At 55.0% G+C, this 24,687-nt stretch carries 19 protein-coding genes and 1 pseudogene; 13 read left to right on the top strand and 7 right to left on the bottom strand.

Annotation, left to right across the window (positions count from 1 at the left end; genetic code table 11):
- Positions 1-51: 51 nt before the first annotated feature.
- The gene (mqo, locus tag KW808_RS09640; RefSeq protein ID WP_038584494.1) at positions 52-1,554 is read left to right on the top strand and encodes a malate dehydrogenase (quinone); all 1,503 of its coding nucleotides are present in this window, start codon (positions 52-54) and stop codon (positions 1,552-1,554) included.
- Between the two features lie 226 nt (positions 1,555-1,780).
- Positions 1,781-2,700 (top strand): annotated as a pseudogene (locus KW808_RS09635) (VOC family protein).
- Between the two features lie 51 nt (positions 2,701-2,751).
- Here KW808_RS09635 and KW808_RS09630 read toward each other — a convergent pair.
- Positions 2,752-4,176 (bottom strand): protein adenylyltransferase SelO, encoded by a 1,425-nt coding sequence (locus tag KW808_RS09630; RefSeq protein ID WP_003861716.1) that lies wholly within the window; start codon positions 4,174-4,176, stop codon positions 2,752-2,754.
- A gap of 54 nt (positions 4,177-4,230) precedes the next feature.
- On the opposite strand from KW808_RS09630, the gene cobA reads away from it, so the two are divergent.
- The 3 genes from cobA (at position 4,231) to KW808_RS09615 (ending at position 7,028) form a co-directional block, all read left to right on the top strand.
- Positions 4,231-4,983 (top strand): uroporphyrinogen-III C-methyltransferase, encoded by a 753-nt coding sequence (cobA, locus tag KW808_RS09625; RefSeq protein WP_003861715.1) that lies wholly within the window; start codon positions 4,231-4,233, stop codon positions 4,981-4,983.
- A gap of 175 nt (positions 4,984-5,158) precedes the next feature.
- Positions 5,159-6,262: a magnesium chelatase ATPase subunit I gene (locus tag KW808_RS09620; RefSeq protein WP_003861714.1), complete on the top strand. Its 1,104-nt coding sequence runs from the start codon at positions 5,159-5,161 to the stop codon at positions 6,260-6,262.
- 19 nt (positions 6,263-6,281) lie between these two features.
- Positions 6,282-7,028 carry a vWA domain-containing protein gene (locus tag KW808_RS09615; protein ID WP_003861713.1) on the top strand — a complete coding sequence of 249 codons (747 nt, stop codon included), beginning with the start codon at positions 6,282-6,284 and terminating at the stop codon, positions 7,026-7,028.
- Here the strand turns inward: KW808_RS09615 and yaaA are convergent.
- On the bottom strand, positions 7,025-7,762 hold the full coding sequence (gene yaaA / locus KW808_RS09610) for a peroxide stress protein YaaA (protein ID WP_003861712.1): 738 nt from the start codon (positions 7,760-7,762) through the stop codon (positions 7,025-7,027). The two genes, KW808_RS09615 and yaaA, sit on opposite strands and share 4 nt — an antisense overlap.
- Before the next feature lie 87 nt (positions 7,763-7,849).
- On the opposite strand from yaaA, the gene KW808_RS09605 reads away from it, so the two are divergent.
- Positions 7,850-9,616, top strand: coding sequence for a proline--tRNA ligase (locus tag KW808_RS09605; RefSeq protein WP_003861711.1), 1,767 nt, complete (start codon positions 7,850-7,852; stop codon positions 9,614-9,616).
- 91 nt (positions 9,617-9,707) lie between these two features.
- On the opposite strand, the gene KW808_RS09600 is transcribed toward KW808_RS09605, so the two are convergent.
- From KW808_RS09600 to KW808_RS09580, 5 genes are all read right to left on the bottom strand, one after another.
- Complete coding sequence (locus tag KW808_RS09600) at positions 9,708-11,441, bottom strand: dipeptide ABC transporter ATP-binding protein (RefSeq protein WP_003861710.1); 1,734 nt, start codon at positions 11,439-11,441, stop codon at positions 9,708-9,710.
- A complete protein-coding gene (locus tag KW808_RS09595; protein WP_003861707.1) occupies positions 11,438-12,472 on the bottom strand; it encodes an ABC transporter permease in 1,035 nt (344 codons plus the stop codon). The genes KW808_RS09600 and KW808_RS09595 overlap by 4 nt, the downstream gene beginning before the upstream one ends.
- The gene (locus tag KW808_RS09590) at positions 12,465-13,391 is read right to left on the bottom strand and encodes an ABC transporter permease (RefSeq protein WP_003857497.1); all 927 of its coding nucleotides are present in this window, start codon (positions 13,389-13,391) and stop codon (positions 12,465-12,467) included. Before KW808_RS09590 ends, KW808_RS09595 begins: the two co-directional genes overlap by 8 nt.
- A 178-nt stretch (positions 13,392-13,569) precedes the next feature.
- Positions 13,570-15,096 carry a peptide ABC transporter substrate-binding protein gene (locus KW808_RS09585; RefSeq protein ID WP_170844369.1) on the bottom strand — a complete coding sequence of 509 codons (1,527 nt, stop codon included), beginning with the start codon at positions 15,094-15,096 and terminating at the stop codon, positions 13,570-13,572.
- A gap of 421 nt (positions 15,097-15,517) precedes the next feature.
- Positions 15,518-16,336, bottom strand: a complete 819-nt coding sequence (locus KW808_RS09580; protein ID WP_034983788.1) for a DUF4439 domain-containing protein — start codon at positions 16,334-16,336, stop codon at positions 15,518-15,520.
- 54 nt (positions 16,337-16,390) lie between these two features.
- Here KW808_RS09580 and rimP point away from each other — a divergent pair, with 54 nt between their 5' ends.
- The 7 genes from rimP to KW808_RS09545 all read left to right on the top strand — a co-directional run bounded on the left by rimP (position 16,391) and on the right by KW808_RS09545 (position 24,606).
- On the top strand, positions 16,391-16,927 hold the full coding sequence (gene rimP, locus KW808_RS09575; RefSeq protein WP_003861703.1) for a ribosome maturation factor RimP: 537 nt from the start codon (positions 16,391-16,393) through the stop codon (positions 16,925-16,927).
- 33 nt (positions 16,928-16,960) lie between these two features.
- Positions 16,961-17,959, top strand: a complete 999-nt coding sequence (gene nusA / locus KW808_RS09570) for a transcription termination factor NusA (RefSeq protein WP_003861701.1) — start codon at positions 16,961-16,963, stop codon at positions 17,957-17,959.
- A 197-nt stretch (positions 17,960-18,156) separates the two neighbouring features.
- Positions 18,157-18,495 (top strand): YlxR family protein, encoded by a 339-nt coding sequence (locus KW808_RS09565; RefSeq protein WP_003861698.1) that lies wholly within the window; start codon positions 18,157-18,159, stop codon positions 18,493-18,495.
- Positions 18,496-18,612: 117 nt separating this feature from the next.
- The gene (gene infB / locus KW808_RS09560; RefSeq protein WP_003861696.1) at positions 18,613-21,645 is read left to right on the top strand and encodes a translation initiation factor IF-2; all 3,033 of its coding nucleotides are present in this window, start codon (positions 18,613-18,615) and stop codon (positions 21,643-21,645) included.
- A 207-nt stretch (positions 21,646-21,852) separates the two neighbouring features.
- Positions 21,853-22,302, top strand: a complete 450-nt coding sequence (gene rbfA, locus KW808_RS09555; protein WP_003861694.1) for a 30S ribosome-binding factor RbfA — start codon at positions 21,853-21,855, stop codon at positions 22,300-22,302.
- A 5-nt stretch (positions 22,303-22,307) separates the two neighbouring features.
- Positions 22,308-23,306, top strand: coding sequence for a DHH family phosphoesterase (locus KW808_RS09550; protein ID WP_003861692.1), 999 nt, complete (start codon positions 22,308-22,310; stop codon positions 23,304-23,306).
- Positions 23,293-24,606: an MATE family efflux transporter gene (locus KW808_RS09545; protein WP_003861690.1), complete on the top strand. Its 1,314-nt coding sequence runs from the start codon at positions 23,293-23,295 to the stop codon at positions 24,604-24,606. The genes KW808_RS09550 and KW808_RS09545 overlap by 14 nt, the downstream gene beginning before the upstream one ends.
- The last annotated feature ends 81 nt before the right edge of the window (positions 24,607-24,687 follow it).

Genomic DNA, 24,687 nt, shown 5'->3' with positions numbered 1-24,687 from the left:
CCTTGTGTTGGTGTTCGGCAGAGAACTCGCGGAGATAAAAGGAAGTTGAACATGTCAGATTCCCCGAAGAACGCACCGAGGATTACCGATGAGGCAGATGTAGTTCTCATTGGTGCCGGTATCATGAGCTCCACGCTGGGTGCAATGCTGCGTCAGCTGGAGCCAAGCTGGACTCAGATCGTCTTCGAGCGTTTGGATGGACCGGCACAAGAGTCGTCCTCCCCGTGGAACAATGCAGGAACCGGCCACTCTGCTCTATGCGAGCTGAACTACACCCCGGAGGTTAAGGGCAAGGTTGAAATTGCCAAGGCTGTAGGAATCAACGAGAAGTTCCAGGTTTCCCGTCAGTTCTGGTCTCACCTCGTTGAAGAGGGTGTGCTGGCTGATCCTAAGGAATTCATCAACCCTGTTCCTCACGTATCTTTCGGCCAGGGCGCAGACCAGGTTGCATACATCAAGGCTCGCTACGAAGCTTTGAAGGATCACCCACTCTTCCAGGGCATGACCTACGCTGACGATGAAGCTACCTTCACCGAGAAGCTGCCTTTGATGGCAAAGGGCCGTGACTTCTCTGATCCAGTAGCAATCTCTTGGATCGATGAAGGCACCGACATCAACTACGGTGCTCAGACCAAGCAGTACCTGGATGCATCTGAAGTTGAAGGCACTGAAATCCGCTATGGCCACGAGGTCAAGAGCATCAAGGCTGATGGCGCAAAGTGGATCGTGACCGTCAAGAACGTACACACTGGCGACACCAAGACCATCAAGGCAAACTTCGTGTTCGTCGGCGCAGGCGGATACGCACTGGATCTGCTTCGCAGCGCAGGCATCCCACAGGTCAAGGGCTTCGCTGGATTCCCAGTATCCGGCCTGTGGCTTCGTTGCACCAACGAGGAACTGATCGAGCAGCACGCAGCCAAGGTATATGGCAAGGCATCTGTTGGCGCTCCTCCAATGTCTGTTCCTCACCTTGACACCCGCGTTATCGAGGGTGAAAAGGGTCTGCTCTTTGGACCTTACGGTGGCTGGACCCCTAAGTTCTTGAAGGAAGGCTCCTACCTGGACCTGTTCAAGTCCATCCGCCCAGACAACATTCCTTCCTACCTTGGCGTTGCTGCTCAGGAATTTGATCTGACCAAGTACCTTGTCACTGAAGTTCTCAAGGACCAGGACAAGCGTATGGATGCTCTTCGCGAGTACATGCCAGAGGCACAAAACGGCGATTGGGAGACCATCGTTGCCGGACAGCGTGTTCAGGTTATTAAGCCTGCAGGATTCCCTAAGTTCGGTTCCCTGGAATTCGGCACCACCTTGATCAACAACTCCGAAGGCACCATCGCCGGATTGCTCGGTGCTTCCCCTGGAGCATCCATCGCACCTTCCGCAATGATCGAGCTGCTTGAGCGTTGCTTCGGTGACCGCATGATCGAGTGGGGCGACAAGCTGAAGGACATGATCCCTTCCTACGGCAAGAAGCTTGCTTCCGAGCCAGCACTGTTTGAGCAGCAGTGGGCACGCACCCAGAAGACCCTGAAGCTTGAGGAAGCCTAAATCTTCTAACTGCTTTCTTTAAAGCACCCGCACATGTCTGTTGAGGTTTCACCTGTGGAGACAATCTCTGCCTTCATGGGTTGGAACTGACACAGTTGAAGGCATGTCGGGTGCTTTGCGTATTCTTTGCCAGTGTGATTTAGGCGACACCAATAATTTATTGGGTATCCACAAATTACCACTGTGAGCACTGCAAATTACGTATTCGAAAAGCCATGTCCACCACGTGTTCTATCCTGGCGGCATGCAAAAAATCACCCCAAACATCTGGTGCCAAGGCACCGCAGACGAAGCAGCCGAATTCTACGTCAATGCGTTTTCTGAGTTTCCGGGTGGCGCAGAAGTACTCACCACAGTTAAGTATCCCGAAGCTGGCTTGCTGGACTTCCAGGAGCCTTTCGCAGGAAAACCTTGACGGTGGAACTCGCTATCTCAGGCTTTAAGATCATCTTGATCAATGCTGGTGAAGAGTTCACCCCCAACCCATCGATCAGCTTCATGGTGAATTTTGATGCGGTGCGTGATGAAAATGCCAAAGAGCACCTTGATGCGGTGTGGGAAAAACTCCATGAAGGCGGCAGCACACTGATGCCAGTCGATACTTACCCATTTTCGGAATACTACGGGTGGGTACAAGACAAATATGGTGTGAGCTGGCAATTGATGCTCAGCCGCCCAGAAGAAAAGCCAGGTCCCGCAGTAATCCCAACGCTCTTATTTGGTGGGGCAGCCCAAAATCAGGCAGGCCCAGCTCAAGAAAACTACGTTGAGGTGTTCCCGAACTCCCAACTTGGTGATCGTGCACCTTATGGACAGCAAACAGGTCCTGCCACTCCTGAGGCCCTCATGTTTTCCCAGTTCCAACTCGACGGTCAGTGGATTTTCGCGATGGATTCCGGAGTTGAGCAAGATTTCACCTTCAGTGAGGGTGTCTCATTGATGTATGAACCTCATGGTCAAGAAGAACTCGATGCCATCTGGAATGCACTCTCGGCAGTTCCAGAAGCTGAGGCTTGTGGTTGGTTGAAGGACAAGTTCGGCGTGAGCTGGCAGATTGTTCCCGACAACATGGAGGAGCTCATGGCTAAACCCGGCGCGTATGAAAAGCTTCTTGCGATGAAGAAGATCAATATCGCGGAGTTCTAGCAGTTCTAAGCGCTCCACGCAGCGACCCCGACGTCTGCCCCACCATCTGTCCTAGGTACCGCAGAAGGTCATGTAGTCTTCTTCAAATCCTTCTTCGCTTGGCAGGCGTAGTTCATCGGGGCCCGCAGTTGGATCAAAAGGATTGGTGACAGCAGCGAGGAGTTCGTGGAACTTTTCTAGATTCCCTTCAACTGCGTCTGCGAGAGCAGCTTCCACGAGGTGATTGCGTGGAATGAAAAGTGGATTTACTGCTCGCATTGCTTCGATATCTGGGTCTTGGGTTTTCCAGTCGTGAACGAATGCTTCAAAGCCACTCGGTGGTGCGGTGTTGTCGGTGAGTGCGCGCAGCAGCGTGGTGATGTCGGGGTTATGGAGGTAGAGCAGTTCACGGAACTGCTCTACCGTGCCGGTGTCTGACTCGTCAAGGCCCAGTGCAGTGGCGAATTCTTTTCGGATTGCTTGTTCGCAGAGGTCATCGAATTCTCCGAGAGCTTCTTGGGCTGCTGTCATGCCTTCGTCTGGTGTGGCGCCCAGGAGTGGGAGGAGGGTTTCTACGAGGCGGGCCATGTTCCATCCGAGGATCATAGGTTGGTTTTCAAATTTGTAGCGACCATAAGTGTCGATGGAGCTAAATTTCGCGTCGCCACGGTAGCGCTCCATGAAAGCGCATGGGCCGTAGTCAACAGTTTCTCCGGATATCAACGTGTTGTCTGTGTTGAGGGCTCCGTGAACGAAACCCAGCCTGGTCCATTTTCCAACGGTGTCTGCTTGGCGCTGAAGAATCGCTTTAAACAGTGATACATAAGTTGCGGGGGTTGGTGCGGATAGTTCAGCTACCAACGAAGGGAAATGCCTGGTGATCGTATAGTTCGCCAGGTGTTGAGATAGTTCGATGCCACCAGAGATGTTGGAGTATTGGAAGGATCCGACTCGAATGAGGCTGGTTGCTACTCGAACAAGGACTGCGCCTGGGGCTACGCTTCCTCGTTGGATTTTCCTACCGGTGCTAATTACTGCAAGTGACCTGGTGGTGGGAACGCCAAGTGCATGCATCGCTTCGGAGATGATGTATTCGCGTAAGACGGGGCCAAGGACGGCGCGTCCATCGGCTCCTCGGGAGAATTGGGTTCGTCCAGATCCTTTGAGGTGGATATCATGCAGTACGCCGTCAGCTGAGCGGGTTTCGCCGAGAAGAAGCGCTCGGCCATCACCAAGGCTTGCCACAAACTGTCCGAATTGGTGGCCGGAATAGGCCTGCGCAACTGCTTTTGTTAAGGGCTCGGGGTTGAGTCCGAGAAGAAATTGAACGCCCTCAGGTGTGCGAAGCCATGTCGGATCAAGCCCGAGGCTGTAGGCGAGGTCGTCATTTAAAATCACGAGCTCAGGGTTGGGGGCTTCCTCACCTTGCCAGGGGGCTGCCATGGTGGGCAGGGCTGATGCGAAGTCAGCTTCGAGTTTGAAAGGTGCAGTATTCATGGTTCAAGCCTAGTGTTCGGGTTCTGGCAATTGTTGGGACTAGGATTAATGCCCATGACGATTTCCCAAGAAAACCAGCCAATAATCCAGCCAGTCTCCTTAATTGGTGGAGGTCCTGGTGCATGGGACTTAATTACGGTGCGTGGGATGAATCGCCTTCAGGAGGCTGATGTCATTTTGGCTGATCACTTGGGGCCCACTGATGAGTTGGAAAAATTGTGCGACATCAGCTCGAAGACTGTTGTTGATGTGTCCAAGCTTCCGTATGGGCGGCAGGTCACTCAGGAGCGTACTAATGAGATGCTTGTTGAATACGCACAGCAGGGACTAAAGGTGGTTCGCCTTAAAGGTGGTGACCCTTATGTCTTCGGTCGGGGTTTTGAAGAGTTGGAGTTTTTGGCCGAGCATGGAATTGAATGCGAGGTCATTCCGGGTGTGACCAGTGCGGTGTCCGTTCCAGCGGCGGCAGGTATTCCTATTACTAATCGGGGAGTGGTGCATTCCTTTACCGTGGTGTCTGGACATTTGCCTCCAGGCCATCCGAAGTCACTGGTTGATTGGGCTGCGTTGGCCAAATCGGGTGGCACCTTGTCCATCATCATGGGTGTGAAAAATGCGGGGGCGATTGCCCAGGCGCTCATGGACGGCGGGCTTGATGCAGATACTCCAGCAGCTGTTATTCAGGAAGGCACTACTGATGCACAACGCTCAGTTCGGTGCACCTTGGGCACATTGGGTGCAGTCATGGTGGAGGAAGAGATTAAGCCTCCAGCTGTGTATGTCATTGGACAAGTCGCTGGCCTCTAAGCAGATCGCCTAAGAATGGGGGTAGTTTCCTCCCTTTTGTAGACACTTGTCCAGGGATTTGTTGTTGGTTTTGTGAAAACCTTAAGTTGGGTGGTTAAACCCACTAAGGTCTCACTTTATGGATGTGCCAGGTCACACCAAAAAATCTCAAGAAAACTCACATTAAAGGACAGTAATGGCGTCACAACAGATCCGCTATCCATTCTCCGCGGTTGTGGGACAAGACGAGCTTCGGCTTGCGTTGATCCTCACTGCGATTTCCCCACGCATTGGTGGCGTGGTGATTCGAGGTGAGAAGGGTACAGCGAAAACTACCACTGTGCGTGCTTTTGCCGGTCTTTTAGGTGATGCCCCTTTGGTGAACTTGCCTCTCGGATCCACGGAGGATCGTGTGGTGGGTTCCCTCAACATGGAAACTGTGTTGACCACCGGCCGTGCGGAATATCAGCCAGGTTTGCTCGCGCAGGCTGATGGCGGTGTGCTGTATGTCGATGAGGTCAACCTCTTGGCGGATCACCTGGTGGATGCTCTGCTCGATGCAGCTGCAAGCGGTCGCGTCAGCATTGAGCGTGACGGTATTTCGCATTCTTCACCAGCAAACTTCGTGTTGGTGGGCACCATGAACCCGGAGGAAGGCGAGCTGCGCCCGCAGCTGCTGGACCGTTTCGGTTTGGCTGTGGACGTTGCTGCGTCTACGAACCCTGAGGTGCGCGTGGAGATCATTCGCCGCCGGCTTGATTTTGAAAACGCTCCTGAGCAGTTCATGGCGAAGTGGGCTGAGCAAGATGCGGAAACTTCCAATCGTATTCTGGCAGCTAAGGATTTGTTGCCTGGTGTGGAGTTGCCGGATCTGATCTTGTCGCAGATTGCGTGGCTGTGTGCACGTATTGAGGTCGACGGCATGCGCGCTGACTTGGTGATTACGCGTACCGCACTTGCTCACGCCGCGTGGGCTGGCCGTACTGTGGTTACGGAAGAAGACGTGGAGATCGCAGCTCGCCTAGCGTTGCCACACCGCCGTCGCCGTAATCCTTTCGATGCTCCAGAAATGGAGGAGCGCAAGCTTCAGGAAACCCTGCAGGAAGCTCGGGACTTCTTCAAAGACAATGAAGACAAAGGACCTGCCGCCAAGATCACCGATGAGGAAACCGGTGCAGAGGCCTTTACCGATACCGACAATCCCACCGAGGAAGACGGTTTGCAGGGAACTGCGCAGGCGAAGGCGCAGACTACTGGAAAGGTAGGTACTGCCGGATCCGGCGGCCCCTTTCGCTCCTAGGCATTTGCGCCTGGCGTCCATGGGGGAGGAGGACTCCACCCCAGGTAGGCGTTCCAAGGCGTATTCGCGCCAGGGCGCTGATGTGCGCCCCATGAAGGGTGGACACGGCATCAACTTAGTGGGCACGCTCATGGCGGCTACGGAACGCGGCGCCAACATTGTTGAAGGCGTGGTCGATTTCCGGCCCACGGACCTGCGGGGTTCGCTGCGCCGTGGGCGCGAAGCCAACCTCATCGTGTTCGTCGTCGACACATCGGGGTCGATGGCTGCGCGTTCCAGGGTGCGTGCGGTCACCGGGACTATTACCTCTATGCTTAACGACGCCTACCAGCGCCGCGACAAGGTTGCGGTTATCGCGGTCAACGGCAACAAGCCGACACTGGTGTTGAATCCAACAAATTCTGTGGAGCAAGCTCAGCAGAAATTAAAGGATATGCCGATGGGTGGTCGCACTCCACTGGCAGAGGGGCTGCTCATGGCCAAGGATCTCATGGCAAGGGAACGCCGAAAGGAACCCGGCCGACGCGCGATCCTCATGGTGATGACCGATGGCCAAGACACCTCCGATGCCGGCGAAGCAGGCATTGCCACCGCGGCGGAAACAGTGGTGAAATCACGACTGTCCGGCAACGTGGTCATTGACTGCGAAGGCCGACTCAAAGTGCGCAAAGAGCGCGCCGGGGTGTTGGCTGAAATGCTCGGTGGTGTGTGCGTGAGATTGCGTGATCTTAACTCCGAGCACATCAAAATGGTGATTAACGCCTAGACAACCAGAGTGAGGGTTTCCTTGTGGTTGGGGTTTTCCTCCACCACAAGGCCCGCGGCCTGCGCAATGCTCATTACGTCTTCGGCGGTGTGTGCTTCTTTTTCAGAGAGCGCGAGCACGCGGGCGAGTTCACCTTTGTAGTGTTTGTTAAAGTGGCTGACTACTTTGCGGGAGCCATCCTCCATGACTGATTCCACGCGTACCGTGACGGCGTCTTTTACGCGACCCAACTGTTGGTAGGTCCCGCTGCGAAGATCAATCACCAGCTGGTTGACGTCGATAAGCGCTTCGCTGATGCTTGTGCCCCAACGCGCCTTCATGGTGGGCAGCTCGCCGGTTTTGGTGGGCAGTTTTGTGCCGCCGGACAGGCGGTAATGCGGGATCGGATCGGTGGCGTGGACGATGCCGAAAAGTGCCGAGCCGATGGCGAGGCGTTCCAGTGCTTTCTCCGGCAGCGTTGCAGCGTCGAGCGCATCATAAAGCACTCCGGAATACCGAAAAATCGCAGGCATCGTAGGGTTGGTCTCCAGCGCGCGATTGGATTCGGCCTCAGGGCGCAGCTTTTCAGAAATGCCCAAAACTTTCAGCGCCTCATCTACCTCCAAAGCTTGCAGGTCAGCGAGTATTGTTTGGCGTGCCTTGGTGAGCGACGGGAAACTCAAATGGTGAAAATCCAGAGGTTTTCCTGAACCGCCGTGGGTCTTAGTTTCTGAGGGAGGCAACACAATAAGCATGCATGAGAGGATACTGTAAAAGCCTTGCCTCTTAAATCGAGGGGGCAGGGCAGTCGAAGCCAAGTTGAGAGGGTATATTTGTCACCTATGATCACACGTCTTTCCACGCTGTTTTTGCGCACCCTGCGCGAAGACCCTGCAGATGCAGAAGTTCCAAGCCACAAGCTGCTTGTCCGTGCAGGATATATCCGCCGAGTTGCCCCAGGCATCTACTCCTGGTTGCCACTGGGTTTGCGCGCAGTGCGCAACATTGAAGCTGTCGTACGCGAGGAAATGGATGCGATCGGAGGACAGGAGCTGCTCTTCCCAGCACTCCTGCCACGTGAGCCTTATGAAACCACACAGCGTTGGACAGAATACGGCGATTCGCTGTTCCGTCTGAAGGACCGCAAGGGTGCCGACTACCTGCTCGGACCAACCCACGAGGAAATGTTCGCCGCCACGGTGAAGGATCTGTACAACTCCTACAAGGACTTCCCAGTCACCTTGTACCAGATCCAGACCAAGTACCGCGATGAGGAACGCCCACGCGCAGGCGTGCTCCGCGGACGCGAATTTGTGATGAAGGATTCTTACTCCTTCGACATCTCGGATGCTGGTTTGGACGAGTCCTACGCAAAGCACCGCGCAGCGTATCAGCGCATCTTTGACCGCCTTGGCTTGGAATACGCCATCTGCCAGGCAACCTCTGGTGCCATGGGCGGATCCGCTTCCGAGGAATTCCTTGCAGTATCTGAAAACGGCGAAGATACCTTCGTGCGCTCTACCTCCGGCAATTACGCCGCAAACGTGGAAGCTGTTGTTACCCAGCCAGGCGTTGAGCGTGACATCGAAGGCCTGCCAGAAGCAGTCACCTACGAAACTCCTGTTTCTGAAACCATCGATGCTTTGGTTGATTGGGCTAACTCCATCGACGTGCAGATCGAGGGCCGCGAGGTCACCGCAGCTGACACCCTCAAGTGCATCGTGGTGAAGGTCCGCGAGCCAGGTGCCGAAGAAGCAGAACTCACTGGAATCTTGCTTCCAGGTGACCGCGAAGTAGACATGAAGCGCCTCGAGGCATCATTTGAGCCAGCAGAAGTTGAACTCGCAGTGGAATCCGACTTTGCCGACAACCCATTCCTGGTCAAGGGCTACGTCGGACCAGTTGGCCTGGCCAAGAACGGCGTGAAGGTCCTTGCCGATCCTCGCGTTGTCACCGGTACCTCCTGGATCACCGGCGCCGATGAAAAGGAACGCCACGTCGTAGGCCTCGTCGCCGGACGCGATTTCACCCCAGACGGCTTCATCGAAGCTGCAGAAATCAAGGAAGGCGACCCAGCACCAGCAGGCGAGGGCACCCTCACCCTTGCTCGCGGCATCGAAATTGGCCATATCTTCCAGCTCGGCCGCAAGTACACCGAAGCCTTCGACGTCCAAATCCTGGACGAAAACGGCAAGCGCGCCATCCCAACCATGGGCTCCTACGGCCTCGGTGTCACCCGCTTGCTCGCCGTCCTGGCAGAACAGCGCCACGATGACGCTGGCCTCAACTGGTCCGTCGAAGTCGCTCCGTACCAGGTCCATGTCGTCGCAGCTAACAAAGACGCCGCAGCCATCGAGGCAGCAGAGCGCTTTGCGGCTGAGCTGTCTGCCGCAGGCTTGGACGTGCTTTTCGACGACCGACCCAAGGTTAGCCCTGGCGTAAAGTTCAAAGACGCCGAACTTCTTGGCATGCCATTCGCCTTGATTCTTGGCCGTGGCTACGCCGAAGGCAAGGTTGAACTCCGTGTCCGCGGTGGCGAGAAGTCCGAACTCGACGCAGATCAGGCTGTCGCCCAGATCGTCGAGATGGTTGCTCAAGCCCGCAACTAGTTCTTCTGAACAATAAAGCTCTGCCCCGGTTCAAGATCGAATTTCTTGAACCGGGGCAGAAGTGTTTTTGGGTTTAGTGAGGCTGTGCGGGTTAAACCAGGTTTTCTCCAGTACCCAACTCGATTCCCAGACCAGGTACCGCATTGATCAAATCGCGGGTGTAGTGCTGCTGAGGATCGTTGAAGATGTCGTCGGTACGACCCTTTTCAACGATTCGTCCCTTTTGCATCACCACAACATCGTCAGCGGTTTGTCGAACAACGGCCAAGTCGTGGGTGATGAACAAATAGGTGAGCTTCAGTTCCTGCTGAAGTTCTGCAAGCAGGGTGAGGATCTGGTTCTGAACCAACACGTCCAACGCGGAAACCGCTTCATCCAACACGATCACTTCTGGATTCAGTGCCAATGCACGGGCGATGGCGATGCGCTGACGCTGTCCACCGGAAAGCTCGTTGGGGTAGCGGCGCATGGTGGACCTGGGCATGGACACCATATCGAGAAGTTCAGCGACGCGAGCTTCGCGTGCCTTGCGGTCTCCACCAACCTTGTGGATGGTCAGCGGTTCCTCAATACACCGGTAGATGGAGTACATCGGATCAAGCGAGCCGTAGGGGTTCTGGAACACCACCTGCAGTTTGCGTCGCATTTGGAAGATTTCCTTGTTGCTCAAGGACGTGAGATCGGTGCCGTTGTAGAGCACCTCTCCGCTGGTTGGCTCGAGAAGGTTGAGCACCATGTTGGCCACGGTGGATTTACCCGAACCGGATTCACCCACAAGTGCGGTGGTGGTGCCTTTACGTACGAAGAAGGACACATCATCAACGGCCTTCAGCTTCTTCTTATCGCCACGGGCACCGCGGATATCAAATTCGCGGGTGAGGTTTTTCACCTCGATAACTTTTTCTTCCATCTCTGGAATAGTGCCCTCAGCAACGGCCGTTGCAGAGAGCAGTTCTGCAGATTCAATGCCTTGTTCCTGCGCACTTTGAATACGTGCAGAAGCCAGAGATGGCGCAGCCTTAACCAAGCGTTGGGTATATGGGTGCTGTGGATTGCGCAGAATCTTCAATGATGGCCCGGACTCCACGATGCGTCCGCGGTGCATCACCACGAGGTGCTCCGCGCGCTCAGCGGCAAGGCCCAAGTCGTGGGTAATAAATAGCACTGCGGTGCCGATATCCTTGGTCAGTGTTTCAAGGTGATCAAGGATTTGGCGCTGCACGGTGACATCCAGCGCAGAGGTGGGCTCGTCGGCGATCAAGAGCTTCGGGCGTGCCGCCAAACCAACGGCGATCAGTGCGCGCTGGCGCATACCGCCAGAGAACTCATGTGGGTACTGCTTTGCGCGACGCTCAGCATCAGGAAGACCTGCCTCGGCCAGAACTTCTGCCACGCGCTTGTCCATCTCTGAGCCTGGAACCACGTGGTTGGCTCGGAGGGATTCCTTGACCTGGGTGCCGATGCGCCATACCGGGTTCAAGTTGGTCATCGGATCCTGGGGGACCAGTCCGATTTCTGAACCGCGGTACTTTTCCATCTGCTTGTTACTCAAGCCTGTGATGTCTTGGCCATCAAACATGATGGAACCTTCGGTCACTTTGCCGGTGCCTGGAAGCAGACCGATGATCGACATTGCCGTGGTCGATTTACCTGAACCGGATTCACCCACGATGGCAACAGATTGGCCAGGATAAATGGTGAGGTTTGCGCCACGGACAGCGTCGACAACACCGGTGGAGGAGGTGAAGGAAATCTTTAGATCCTTCAGCTCGAGCAGTGGCTGTTCACCCTCGTGGTTGGGGGTTTGTGGGATGTTGGTGGTCATCGCTTCCTCGACTTAGGATCCAGAGCGTCGCGGACGACATCGCCCATCATGATGAAGCTCAAAACGGTTAGTGCAAGTGCCATTGCGGGGTAGAACAGCACCATGGGTTGGGTACGAAGCGAGGTTTGTGCCTTCGCGATATCAGCACCCCAGGAGACAATTGATGGTGGAAGGCCAATGCCCAGGAAGGAGAGCGTCGCCTCTGCCACGATGAATGTTCCCAGTGCCACAGTTGCATACACAATGATGGGTGCCGCGGCGTTTGGCATGATGTGAGACAGCAGTATCTTGGCTTTTGATGCACCAAGCGCACGTGCGGAGGTGACATACTCTTCATTCTTTGCGGTCATCACCGCTCCACGGGTAATACGCGCAATGTTGGTCCAGCCGAAAAGCCCAAGCACCAAAACCACGGTGACGATGGTGCGGTGTTCCTTGAACATCTGCATCACAACGATGGCTGCCAGAACCAGTGGAATGGCAAAGAACATGTCGGTGATGCGGGAGAGGATGGTATCCATGATGCCACCAAAGAAGCCAGCCAAAGCACCAAATACAGTACCGATGAGGGCGACCAGTAACGTGGTCAAAACACCGACGGCGACCGAGGCACGAGCACCGTAGACGGTACGAGCAAAAATATCGCAACCTTGACGGTCGAATCCGAAGGGATGTCCAGACTGTGGACCATCAAGAGAGTTTGCCAACACACAGAACTGGGGATCCGTTGAGGTAAACAGCTGCGGAACTGCGGCCAGGAGAAGCGCCAAAATAATCAACACCGCAGAGACCCAGAACAGTGGCCGACGACGAAGGTCTCGCCACGCTTCGCCCCACATGGAGGTTGGTGCAGAGTTATCAGCAACAGCATCGACGGCACCAAGTCCGGTTTCATCAGTGGCTGCGATGAAGTGCTCTTGACCTGGTCGAACTAGAGCCTCGCCTCGTCCTTGTGGGAAGAAATGAGCCTGATCTGGGGTTTGATCATCTTGGCCCAACGAGTGGTTTGTGTGGAATTCATTATTAGGCATAGCGGATCCTCGGATCGAGAACGGCGTAGATCAAGTCCACGAGAAGGTTGGCGATGATGTAGACGATGACCAGCACAGTGACAATGGAGACAACCGTGGTGGGTTCACCTTTCAAAATGGCCTGGTAGAGCGTTCCACCGACACCGTTGATGCCGAAGATACCTTCGGTGACAATCGCTCCACCCATCAGTGCACCGAGATCGGCGCCCAGGAAGGTGGCAACGGGAATCAGTGAGTTTCGAAGCACGTGGCGGTTCATCACGTTGAATCCGGACATGCCTTTTGCTCGAGCGGTTCGAACGTAATCAGCGCGGAGGTTTTCGCTCACGGATTGTCTGGTGAGGCGAAGAACGTAGGCGAACGATACTGCACCCAGTACGACAGCCGGCATGATCAGCGCCGTTATTGATGTGTTGGAACCTACGGTGACGGGCAGTAAGCCCCATTTCACGCCGACTAAGAACTGCAGCACGAAACCAATGACGAAGGTGGGGACTGCGATGACGATCAGAGAAAGGACCAGCACGGTGGAGTCGAAGATTCCTCCGCGGCGAATACCGGCGATAACACCGAAGATGATGCCGAGGATTGATTCAAACAGCAGCGCCATGATGGCGAGTTTGATGGTGACAGGGAAGGCCCTGGCCATCACATCAATAACTGGCTGACCAGAGAAGGTTGTTCCAAAATCTAAGACGAAGATGCCCTTGATGTACAGGAGGTATTGAACGATGAAGGGTTTATCAAGATTGTATTCTTGACGGATTTTCTCGGCCGCAGCCTCGGTTAGGCCGCGGTCACCTCCCAATGCCTGGACTGGGTCACCAGGCATGAGGAACACGAGGGCGTAAATCAGTAAGGTCGCTCCGAAAAAGACCGGAATCATTTGGAGCAAACGTCGCCCGACGTAACGAAGCATGAGCGTGGGTGTCCTTGCTTGCTGGGGAATGGATTATGGTGCGGGGCGCTTCAAGCTAATAAAGCGCCGGATGAAGTTATGTTTTAAGTGTTCAAGGTGAAAGGCCCAGGTCGGGGTGAACATTAACCTGGGCCTTTCTTCTAGAGCTCACACAAGATGAGCGGGTGGTGCGAAGCTACTAGTTCTTGGTGATCTGGTAGTACGCAGGTTGCGAGTTCCACTGGAATTCCACGTTGTCCACGTTGGTGGAGTATCCACCAACTGCGTTGGAGTACCAAGTTGGGATCGCTGGGAGATCCTGGAGCAGGATTTCCTGTGCTTCGTTGTATAGCGGGGTTGATGCGTCAACATCGGCCGCGTTTGCTGCTTCGGCGAGCTTGGCATCGAAATCTGGGTTGGAGTAGTCACCATCGTTGGAGCCTGCACCGGTGCCGTACAAAGGTCCGAGGAAGTTGCCCAAGGACGGGTAGTCTGCCTGCCAGCCGGTGCGGAATGCGCCGTTGATGGTGCGGTTGGTGACATCATCGCGCAGGGACTTGAAGTCTGGGTATGGGTTGCCCAGGGCATCAATTCCCAGGGTGTTGCGGATGGAGTTTGCGGTTGCATCGACCCATGCCTGGTGTCCACCGTCAGCGTTGTAGGAGATGGTGAATTCACCTGACCATGGGTTAATTGCGTCTGCCTGTGCCCACAGATCCTTTGCGCGATCTGGATCGTAGGTCAAAACATCTGCGCCCGTAAGGGAATCAGAGTGACCAGCAATGACTGGGGAGGTGAAGTCAGTCGCTGGGGTGCGGGTGCCTTCGAAGATGGTTTGGGTGATCTCGTCGCGGTTGACGGCCAAGGAGATGGCCTGGCGACGCAGAACGCCTTCTTCACCGGAGAAGTGCTCGAGGCGCTCTGGGATGGTGAAGGACTGGAACACTGCGGAAGCCTGGTTGATGGAGCGGCCAGAAAGCTCATCCTCGAAGGTGGGGTAGAAGACGAACTTGACGCCGTCGTTCTGTGCTGCACGGCCGCCGTCGTAGTCTTCGTTTGGAACGATGGTGGCGTCTTGGTTGTGGTTCCACTCAAGCAGCTTGTATGGGCCGTTGCCCACTGGGTTTTCACCGAATGCAGCCATATCTTCCAGTGCGGAATCTGGAAGTGGGAAGAACGCGGAGTATCCCAGGCGGAGCGGGAAGTCAGATTCAGGCTGGGTTAGTTCCACGGTGAAGGTGGTGTCATCGACAACCTTGAGACCTTCCATGGACTCGACGCCTTCTTCGTACCCGAGGATGGACTCGAAGAAGTATGAGGACAGCGTGCTGTTAGCTACGTTGTAGTTCCATGCGTTGACAAAGCTCTCAGCGGTAACTGGGGTGCCATCGGTGAAGGTCTGGCCGTCTTTGATGGTGATGCGGTAGGTCTTGTCACCTTCGAGTTCGATGGACTCTGCAACATCGTTGACAGGGGAGCCGTCGACGTCGTAGTAGACCAGGCCGGAGAAGATGCTGTCGACGATGCGACCGCCACCTACTTCGTTGGTGTTGCCTGGGACCAGCGGGTTCTGTGGCTCAGTGCCGTTGACGAGGACGTAGTTGTCGCCGCCTTCGCTGCCTGATGAGGATGAGGAGCTGTCGGACGAGGAGTCGGACGAGCAAGCGGCAAGGCTCAAAGCAAGTGCAGCCGCCGTGGTTACAGCGAGAGACTTCTTCAAAGTCATGAGTGACCTCCGTTGTTATGAATATTCCCCAGGATTTTGCAATCGTGCGGATCCGGTGATTGAAATACTATGTGCGACATGAGTCACAGCCAAACTTGAATGGAGATCTGTGTCCTAAATTTTTGTGAGGGAAAATTAACTAAGTTGCTAGGTTTTTCGGAGCGAGCTGGGAGTTTGTGCCAATTATGTAAATATCTTTCTATAGTTTGATAGAAATTTGTGAGATGAATCGTTATTTGCCCTACCCCCGAAATAGTGTGAACGGAATGTGTACTGCGGAAGGCGTGGGCGAAAACGATTGCGCAAACTTTCGTGAATTTGCGGAGGAAAACTTAGCCTAAAAGCAGAAAAGCCGTGTATATTACACGGCTCAAAGAAAATTATGCAGAGGGTTGGGCTTAAAAAATTGGCAGTGAAACTGCTAGGAGACGTCGATAAGCGTTAATTCGCGTGCGGTATCGCCGGCGATGTGCGCGCAGAAGACACGCCAGGCGTCGGTGGTTGCGGCGCTTGCAGCTGCATGCCAGGCCTGGGTGACGTTGTTTTCGACGGTTTCAATGTTGCTTCGCGCTGAAGTCTCGTCGGTGGGGTCGGGCAGCTCGCTCACGTAACCTGGCGCTGGGGTAGTGCCGGAGGTAATAATTTGCAGCTGCGACGCGCGGTCATGGTGGTTGCTGATCGCCGTTTCCACCTCCTCGCGGTCGGTTTCCGGAAGCTGAGCCAAAGCCACGCCCAAAGACCACGCGGCGGAAAACTCGCGGTCCGCCAAATCCTTCGCAGCAGCTGATTCTGCCTCGGTGAGCTCCAAATCAACAGGAACGGACACCTCAGATCCTTCAGCAAATTCCGCCTGCGCGATGTATTGCTCAACCACTAAAGCCACGGAATCTTCCGGAATGTCATCCAAATTATCAAGGATCAACGCCTGACTGTCGTTGACATACTTCTCTGGATCATCGGTGGGCAGAATAGCGATCGCAGGAACCGTTACCTGGCACGATTCCGGAACCTGGCCTTCATCAAAGCCACAAATACGCCGAATCTCGGCCAATAATTCATCTGCGTGCTGACTGCGCAAAGTGGCAAGCTCAGGCTCGGCCTCTGACATCGCCTGGGAATCAAAAAGCGCATCCTGATACATCTGGGCCAACGCCGCATTCGGATTGGGGGAGGGGGTGCACGCCACCAAAAAGGCAGCCAGAAGAGAAACACCAAGGACAGAGGGGATACGCCTACGCATGGCTTCACAGTGTAATAGCCCGATGATTTTTGCCGGCAGGTTATCCTTGTCTTTATGGCTTTTCCAACCACTGAAATTCTGTCTGCGCTCATCGAGCCGCTCGCCGCATCCCACAAATTCGACCTCGAGAGCCTGAAAGTGACCAAAGCGGGTCCAAAATCCGCCGTCGCCATCAAGGTAGATTCGGATTCCCGCCCCGATCTCGACCAGCTGGAAGTATTCAGCCAAGAAATCGGAGAGCTTTTCGACGCCGCCGAGCAGCGCGGAGAGCTCAACTTCGGAGCGGGTTACACGCTCGAAGTGTCCACGCCGGGCGTGGACAACCCACTGACGCTGCCGCGCCATTGGCGCAGAAACCGCGGTCGCCTGGTTGCGCTTGATCAGGATGGCAAAAAGCGCGTAGCACGCATCGGGGCGCTTAACGACGCCGAAACTCACGTTGTTTTGATCGAGCGGAATAAAAAGTTGCTCGAGGTCACAACCCTTGAATTAGCACATTCCCCTCGAGCAGTGGTAGAAATTGAATTCGCTAAACCTGCGCAGGATGAGACTGCCCTCGCAGAAAGCACATTCGACGAAGCCACCGCGTAAACAGTACGTGGTGGAAGCTTGAGAGGAAGACAAGTGAATATTGATGTCCAGGCTTTAAAAGCCATCGAGTCTGAAAAGGGAATCCCAGTTCCAGACTTGCTGCGCACCATCGCCTCTGCACTTTTGCATTCGTACATGGATAATCGCGAAACTGTTGCGTCTGCGAACCTGAAACCACGCGTGGACATCGATTCCACAACTGGCACGGTCAACGTCATCGTCTCAGAATTCGACGAAAACGGAGAGCTCGCTTCCGAATACGACGACACCCCATCCAACTTCGGACGAGTCAGCGCCCGCGCTGTTCGCGACGCGATCGTTAAGTCCCTGCGCGAAGCAGAAGCAAGCCGAGCATTCGATGCGTACGCAGATTATGAAGGCACCGTTGTGTCCGGCATCGTTCAAGCAGATGCCCGCGCAGCTGAACGCGGAATCATCATCGTGCAGCTGGGTACCGAAGCGGACAACCAAGACGGCGTTTTGCTCCCAGCCGAGCAGATCCCTGGCGAAAAGCTCAAGCACGGCGACCGCGTCAAGTGCTTCGTCGTTGGCGTGGGCAAGGGCAACACTGACATCCAGATCAACCTGTCTCGTACCCACCCTGAGCTGGTGCGCCGACTGTTTGAACTGGAAATCCCAGAAGTTGCTGACGGATCCGTGGAAATTGTTGCTATCTCCCGCGAAGCCGGGCACCGCTCCAAGGTTGCTGTTCAAGCCAAGGTGAAGAACCTCAACGCCAAGGGCGCTTGCATTGGCCCACGTGGACAGCGTGTGTCCAACATCATGCGTGAACTCGGTGGAGAAAAAATCGACATCATCGATTACTCCGAAGATCCAGCAACCTTCGTTGGAAATGCACTGGCACCATCCAAGGTTGTCAACGTAGAGGTCACCGATCTTGAAGCTCAAACCGCGCGCGTAACTGTCCCTGACTACCAGCTTTCACTAGCAATCGGTAAAGAAGGTCAAAACGCCCGCTTGGCTGCCCGCCTGACCGGCTGGAAGATCGACATCCACTCTGACATCGATTAAAAGTCGCTTGAACCGGCATGAAAATCTCGTGCCGGTTTTGGGCTCACAAGGCCATATAGGAACTTTGTAATTAGTTGCAGGTTCCAATTTTGGGTCAATGTAGCGTAATATTGTTCAAGGCCCATGTGTGGGCTGTGGAGGACGTGCATTCACGTTCTGGTCAAATGAAAAACGGTGAAAGGGATTGAACGCAGCAGATGTTCCATGACGATGCAGTAACAGCTTCATCTGGACAGTTTTCTAGCCGCACCTCAATTCGGATCCGTACTTGCATTGCCACCAGGGAACGTAAACCTGATTCTGAACTACTCCGCGTAGTTCAATCCCCGGAGCTTCCGGGAGTTATCCTTCCAGATCCGAAACGTCGGATGCCTGGCAGGGGAGCATGGTTGACCCCTTCCATCGACGCACTGGGCCTTGCTGAACAGCGTCGCGCCTTTGGCCGAGCGCTGAGGGTGTCCACAACCGTGGATACAGGTCACGTACGCACGTACCTGGCGGAAAACGCCGGACCCGATTTTTGTAAGGAAGACTGAACACTGATGAGCACACGATGAAGCATCAGCGATGAACGTCAATAATTAACGCTAGAGGTCAAAGGTCCCTTACCTTTTAAGGGCCTTCGAACCTCTGGCAAGAACTAGAGGAGAGAAGTGCCCGGAAAGCTACGTGTACATGAGCTTGCTAAGCAACTCGGTATTACCAGCAAGGAACTACTTGCCACCCTTAAGGATAAAGGCGAGTTTGTTAAAACCGCATCATCCACAATTGAACCCCCAGTTGTGAAGAGGATGCAGGAGCACTACGGTTCGAGCGGTTCGGATAAGTCCGACACCGCTGCGAAGCCTGGAGTGGCAAAGCCTGCTGCGCCAAAACCAGCTGCGTCAGCAGCTCCAAAGCCAGGTGCTCCAGCAAAACCTGCAGCATCTGCAGCAAAGCCTGCCCCAGCTGCTCCTTCTGCAGCTTCTACAGCAAAGCCAGGCGCAGCACCTAAGCCAGGCGTTCAGGCAAAGCCTGCAGCAGCCGCTAAGCCAGGTGCTCCAGCAAAGCCAGCAGCACCTGCAGCTCCTTCTGCCGCTAAGCCAGGTTCAGCTCCAAAGCCAGGCGTTCAGGCAAAGCCTGCAGCAGCCGCTAAGCCAGCATTTTCTGGCCCAACTCCAGGCGATGCAGCTAAGAAGGCAGAGCCAGCAGCTAAGCCAGGCGCGGAAGCACCTCGCCCAGACGGCATGCCACGTCCAATGGGCAAGCCTGCTCCAAAGCCAGGCGCACGTGCACCACGTGTAGCTAACAACCCATTCTCCACCGGTGGTGGCGAGCGTCCAGCTCCTCGCCCAGGTGGCGGCCCACGTCCTGGTGGCGGACCTCGCCCAGGCGGTGGACCACGTCCACAGGGCCAGGGTCGTCCAGGTGGCCAGCGAGATGGTCAGCGCGACGGACAGCGTGATGGTCAGGGTAACCGCGGCGGTCAGCGTCAAGGCGCTGGCGCAGGTGGAGCACGCCCACAGGGTGGACCACGCCCTCAGGGCGGTTCACGCCCACAGGGTGGCTCCGCTCAGGGTGCTCAGGGAGCACCTTCCCAGGAGCGTCAAGGTGGCGGACGTCGTCCATCCCCAGCAATGATGCCTCCAACCCCAGGTCAGATGCCTGCTAAGGCACCTGGCAAGGGTGGTCGTGGTGGCCAAGCCGGCGGTGGCGCTGGTGGCGGATTCAACCGTGGTGGCGGAACCGGTGGCGGCGCAGGCCGTGGCGGTCGTCGTGGCGGTACCGCAGGTGCATTCGGCCGTCCAGGTGGTGCTCCACGCAGGGGACGTAAGTCGAAGCGTCAGAAGCGCAACGAGTACGAATCAATGCAGGCACCGAACGTCATTGGTGGCGTTCGTTTGCCAGACGGCAAGGGTGCAACCATCCGCCTCGCGCGCGGTGCATCTTTGGCTGACTTCGCTGATAAGATCGGCGCAGACGCAGCAGCATTGGTTCAGGCTCTGTTCAACTTGGGTGAAATGGTCACCGCAACTGCATCGGTTTCTGATGAAACCTTGCAGCTGCTCGGTGAGGAAATGAACTACAAGGTTCAGGTTGTTTCCCCAGAAGATGAAGACCGTGAGCTGCTCGAAAGCTTCGACCTTCAGTTCGGTGAGGACGAAGGTGGCGAGGCTGACCTTGCTAAGCGTCCTCCAGTGGTTACCGTCATGGGTCACGTTGACCACGGTAAGACTCGTTTGCTGGATACTATCCGTAAGGCAAATGTGGGCTCCGACGAAGCCGGCGGCATTACCCAGGGCATTGGTGCATACCAGGTCAAGGTAAATGTCGAGGACACTGAGCGCACCATCACCTTCCTGGATACCCCAGGTCACGAGGCTTTCACCGCAATGCGTGCCCGTGGTGCAAAGTCCACAGATATCGCGGTTCTGGTTGTTGCAGCAGACGACGGCGTTATGCCTCAGACTGTGGAAGCAATCAACCACGCTAAGGCTGCAGATGTACCAATCGTGGTTGCAGTGAACAAGATTGATAAGCCAGAAGCTTCTCCAGAGAAGATCCGTGGTCAGCTGACCGAATACGGATTGATTCCTGAAGAGTACGGTGGCGACACCATCTTCGTTGACATCTCTGCAAAGCAGGGACTGAACATCGATGAGCTGCTCGCTTCTGTCTGCCTGACCGCAGACGCTGAGCTTGACCTTGTTGCTAACCCAGAAATGGACGCACAGGGTGTTGCAATTGAAGCTCACCTCGACCGTGGTCGTGGACCAGTGGCAACCGTTATCGTCCAGCGCGGTACCCTGCGCGTCGGTGACTCCATCGTTGCAGGCGATACCTACGGACGTGTTCGCCGCATGGTGGACGAATACGGACGCGACGTTGAAGAGGCCGGACCTTCCCGTCCTGTTCAGGTTCAGGGTCTTAACGGTGTCCCAGGCGCCGGCGACAACCTTCTGGTTGTTGAAGATGACCGCATTGCACGTCAGATTGCTAACCAGCGCAACGCCCGCAAGCGTAACGCTCTGGCAGCACGCTCCCGCAAGCGCGTCTCCCTCGAGGATCTGGATTCAGTTCTTAAGGAACATAGCACCCTTAACCTCATTCTTAAGGGCGACAACGCAGGTTCCGTGGAAGCACTGGAAGAAGCATTGCTAAAGATTGAGATGGACGATGAAGTCCAGCTCAACATCATCGACCGCGGTGTGGGTGCAGTTACCCAGACCAACGTCACCCTTGCAGCTGCATCCGACGCTGTCATCATCGCCTTCAACGTTCGCGCTGAAGGTAAGGCAACTGAGGAAGCAAACGCAGAAGGCGTCGATGTTCGTTACTACACGATCATCTACCGTGCTATCGAAGAGGTCGAGGCGGCCCTCAAGGGCATGCTCAAGCCAATCTACGAAGAGCGCGTTATCGGACATGCTGAGATCCGTGCGATCTTCAAGGCTTCCTCTGTCGGCCTCATCGCAGGTTGCATGGTTGAAGACGGCAAGGTGCGCCGAAACGCCACAGTCCGCATTACTCGCGACGGCAACGTCATCGCCGAGAATGCAAAGATCGTGTCCCTTCGCCGTGAGAAGGACGATGCCACCGAAGTCTCTGCAGGCTACGAGTGCGGTATGGTTCTGTCTTACCCAGACATCTCCGTCGACGACAAGATCGAGGTCTACGAAATGGTTGAGGTTCCACGCGAAGCTTAAGCATTTCCGGCTCGGGGCATAACTAGCCCGGGGTCATGCACGTGGGGCTGGCTTTCCAACGGAAGGCCAGCCCCTTTGCACACCTGTTTTGTTCCTACCTTTTAAGCTAGGAATAGCAGGGTAGATAAACTTATTAAAATTTTTCCAATTCAGGGTAGAATTCCAAAAGAATTATTTCGACTCTGTGAAGATGAGGAGTGGTCCACCATGGCTGACAACGCCCGCGCGGCTCGTATGGCAAAGCGCATTCAAACTATCGTGGCCAGCGCCATTGAACGCGATATCAAGGACCGCCGACTTGAGTTCGTCACAATTACTGATGTGACCATGACCGGTGACCTGCACGATGCAAAGGTGTTTTACACCGTTCGTGGAGCTTCCATTGAAGAAGAACCAGATCTTGAGGCAGCAGCAGAGGCTCTTCACCGAGCACGCGGCCAGCTGAGGAAGATCGTTGGCCAGCAGCTGGGTGTTCGGTTTACCCCAACCCTGACTTACAGCATCGATACCGTCCCAGAGGCATCCGCACACATGGAAGCTTTGTTGGATCGTGCTCGCAAGCGCGATGAGGAGCTGGCTAAACTGCGCGAAGGTGCAGCGCCTGCAGGTGATGCAGATCCTTACAAGACTTCATCCAAGTCTGAATCTGAGGAATAACACCAGTGACGGATAATAGTCAGTTTCATGCTGCTTCAGCATTAGTCCAGGCAGCTCACACGGTTAGCGTTGTGGGACATCTGCGACCCGATGCTGATGCAATCGGCAGTGTAGCTGCCACAGTGGCCGCACTACAGCAACTTGGTAAAGACGCCGTAGGTGCAATCGGCCAGCTAGATTCGATGCCCGAGAACTTGTACACCATTCCTGGGGCATCAAACATTAATTTTGGCGATTCACTGACGGAATCTGACCTCATCATTGTTGTTGATTGTGGGTCAATCGAACGCACCGGTGCGTTTGAAAGCATCATCGTCAACAATCCTGACAAAGTATTGGTGGTTGATCACCACGCCACCAATCCTGGGTTTGGTGCCGTCAACTTAATCGATGTGGAGGCAGAATCCACCACCACGATTTTATATGACTGGTTTGATGCGATGTCGGTGCAAATTACTCCCGATATCGCCCACGGCCTTTATGCTGGACTGCTCACCGATACTGGGTGCTTCAGGTGGGGTCGACCAGTCATGCATGACATGGCTAAAGAACTCATGGAGTTCGGTCTAGACATTCGTGCCATTTCATCAGCATTGCTTGATCAAACCTCCGTGGACGATTTGCGTCTTGTTGGCCAGATTGTCTCTCGGATCGAGCTGCGGGAAGCAGGGCCATATACTCTTGCTGTTCTCGTGGCAGACTTCGATACCATCAACGGCCGTTCACGCGCCGTTGTGGAAGGCTTGATCGAAATGGTTCGCGCTGTGGAAGGCGCAGACTTCGGAGCAGTATTCAAAGAATATGAACGTGGCGTCTATACCGTGTCACTGCGTTCCTCCAATTTGAGTGTCGCTTCCTTGGCAGTGCATCTTGGCGGTGGCGGACACATTCCTGCTGCAGGCTATACCGCTCGTGGTACGGAAATCGAAGCCCTCGATACGTTGATTGAAGCAACCGTTACATTGGGGGAGTCTTTGCGAAGCTCGGCGCATGTCGATGTCTAACAACGACTTTGAGCATGAGTCCCATGATGTTTCTGCAAAGCAGATCTTCGGGCTCGCGTTCCCCGCACTGGGTGTTCTAGCTGCGATGCCGCTGTATCTCTTGTTGGATACAGCGGTTGTTGGCACTTTGGGTGGCTTCGAATTGGCTGCGTTGGGCGCAGCAACAACAATTCAAGCTCAAGTGACAACACAGCTGACATTCTTGTCCTATGGAACTACCGCGAGATCATCGAGAATTTTCGGAATGGGTGATCGCCGGGGAGCAATTGCCGAAGGTGTGCAAGCAACCTGGGTGGCACTCTTTGTAGGCTTGGGCATCTTAACGCTGATGCTCATTGGAGCCCCGACTTTCGCGTTGTGGCTCAGTGGTGATGAAGCTCTAGCCCAAGAAGCAGGGCATTGGCTCCGGGTTGCTGCTTTTGCGGTGCCACTAATTCTCATGATCATGGCTGGCAACGGTTGGTTAAGAGGTATTCAAAACACCAAGCTGCCACTCTATTTCACCTTGGCGGGAGTCATCCCCGGCGCGATCTTGATTCCGATATTCGTGGCTAAGTTTGGACTTGTGGGCTCTGCCTGGGCAAACCTCATTGCAGAAGCAATTACTGCTTCGCTGTTTTTGGGTGCATTGATCAAGCACCACGAAGGTTCGTGGAAGCCGGGCTGGACGGTGATGAAAAATCAGTTGGTTCTTGGACGTGATTTGATCATGCGGTCAATGTCGTTCCAGGTTGCTTTTCTTTCCGCGGCCGCTGTGGCTGCACGATTTGGCACGGCATCCTTGGCGGCCCACCAGGTGTTGCTTCAGCTGTGGAATTTCATCACATTGGTGCTGGATTCTTTAGCTATCGCGGCGCAGACCTTAACTGGTGCAGCCCTGGGCGCTGGAACTGCGAAGGTCGCCCGCAGGGTGGGTAATCAGGTGATTAAGTACTCTCTGATTTTCGCTGGTGGCTTAGGTTTGGTGTTCGTGGTCTTACACTCGTGGATTCCGCGTATTTTCACTCAGGACGCCGACGTTTTAGATGCGATTGCTTCCCCGTGGTGGATCATGGTCGCGATGATCATTTTGGGTGGCATTGTCTTTGCTATTGATGGTGTGCTGTTGGGTGCTGCTGACGCGGTGTTCCTCCGAAATGCCTCTATCTTGGCGGTTGTGGTCGGATTCTTACCAGGCGTCTGGATTTCCTATGCATTAGATGCAGGGCTGACAGGCGTGTGGTGTGGTTTGCTGGCGTTTATTCTGATCCGACTATTTGCGGTGATTTGGCGGTTTAAGTCTATGAAGTGGGCGCGTTAGCTTCGGCGCGTGGCAAACCACATTTGCTGGACTGCAGGCATAATGGACAAAGACTTTTAGCAACAACTATGTGGAGGTGAC

The organism is [Brevibacterium] flavum (genome assembly GCF_019317305.1).
GTDB lineage: Bacteria > Actinomycetota > Actinomycetes > Mycobacteriales > Mycobacteriaceae > Corynebacterium > Corynebacterium glutamicum.
This window is presented reverse-complemented; position numbering and strand designations above follow the sequence as displayed.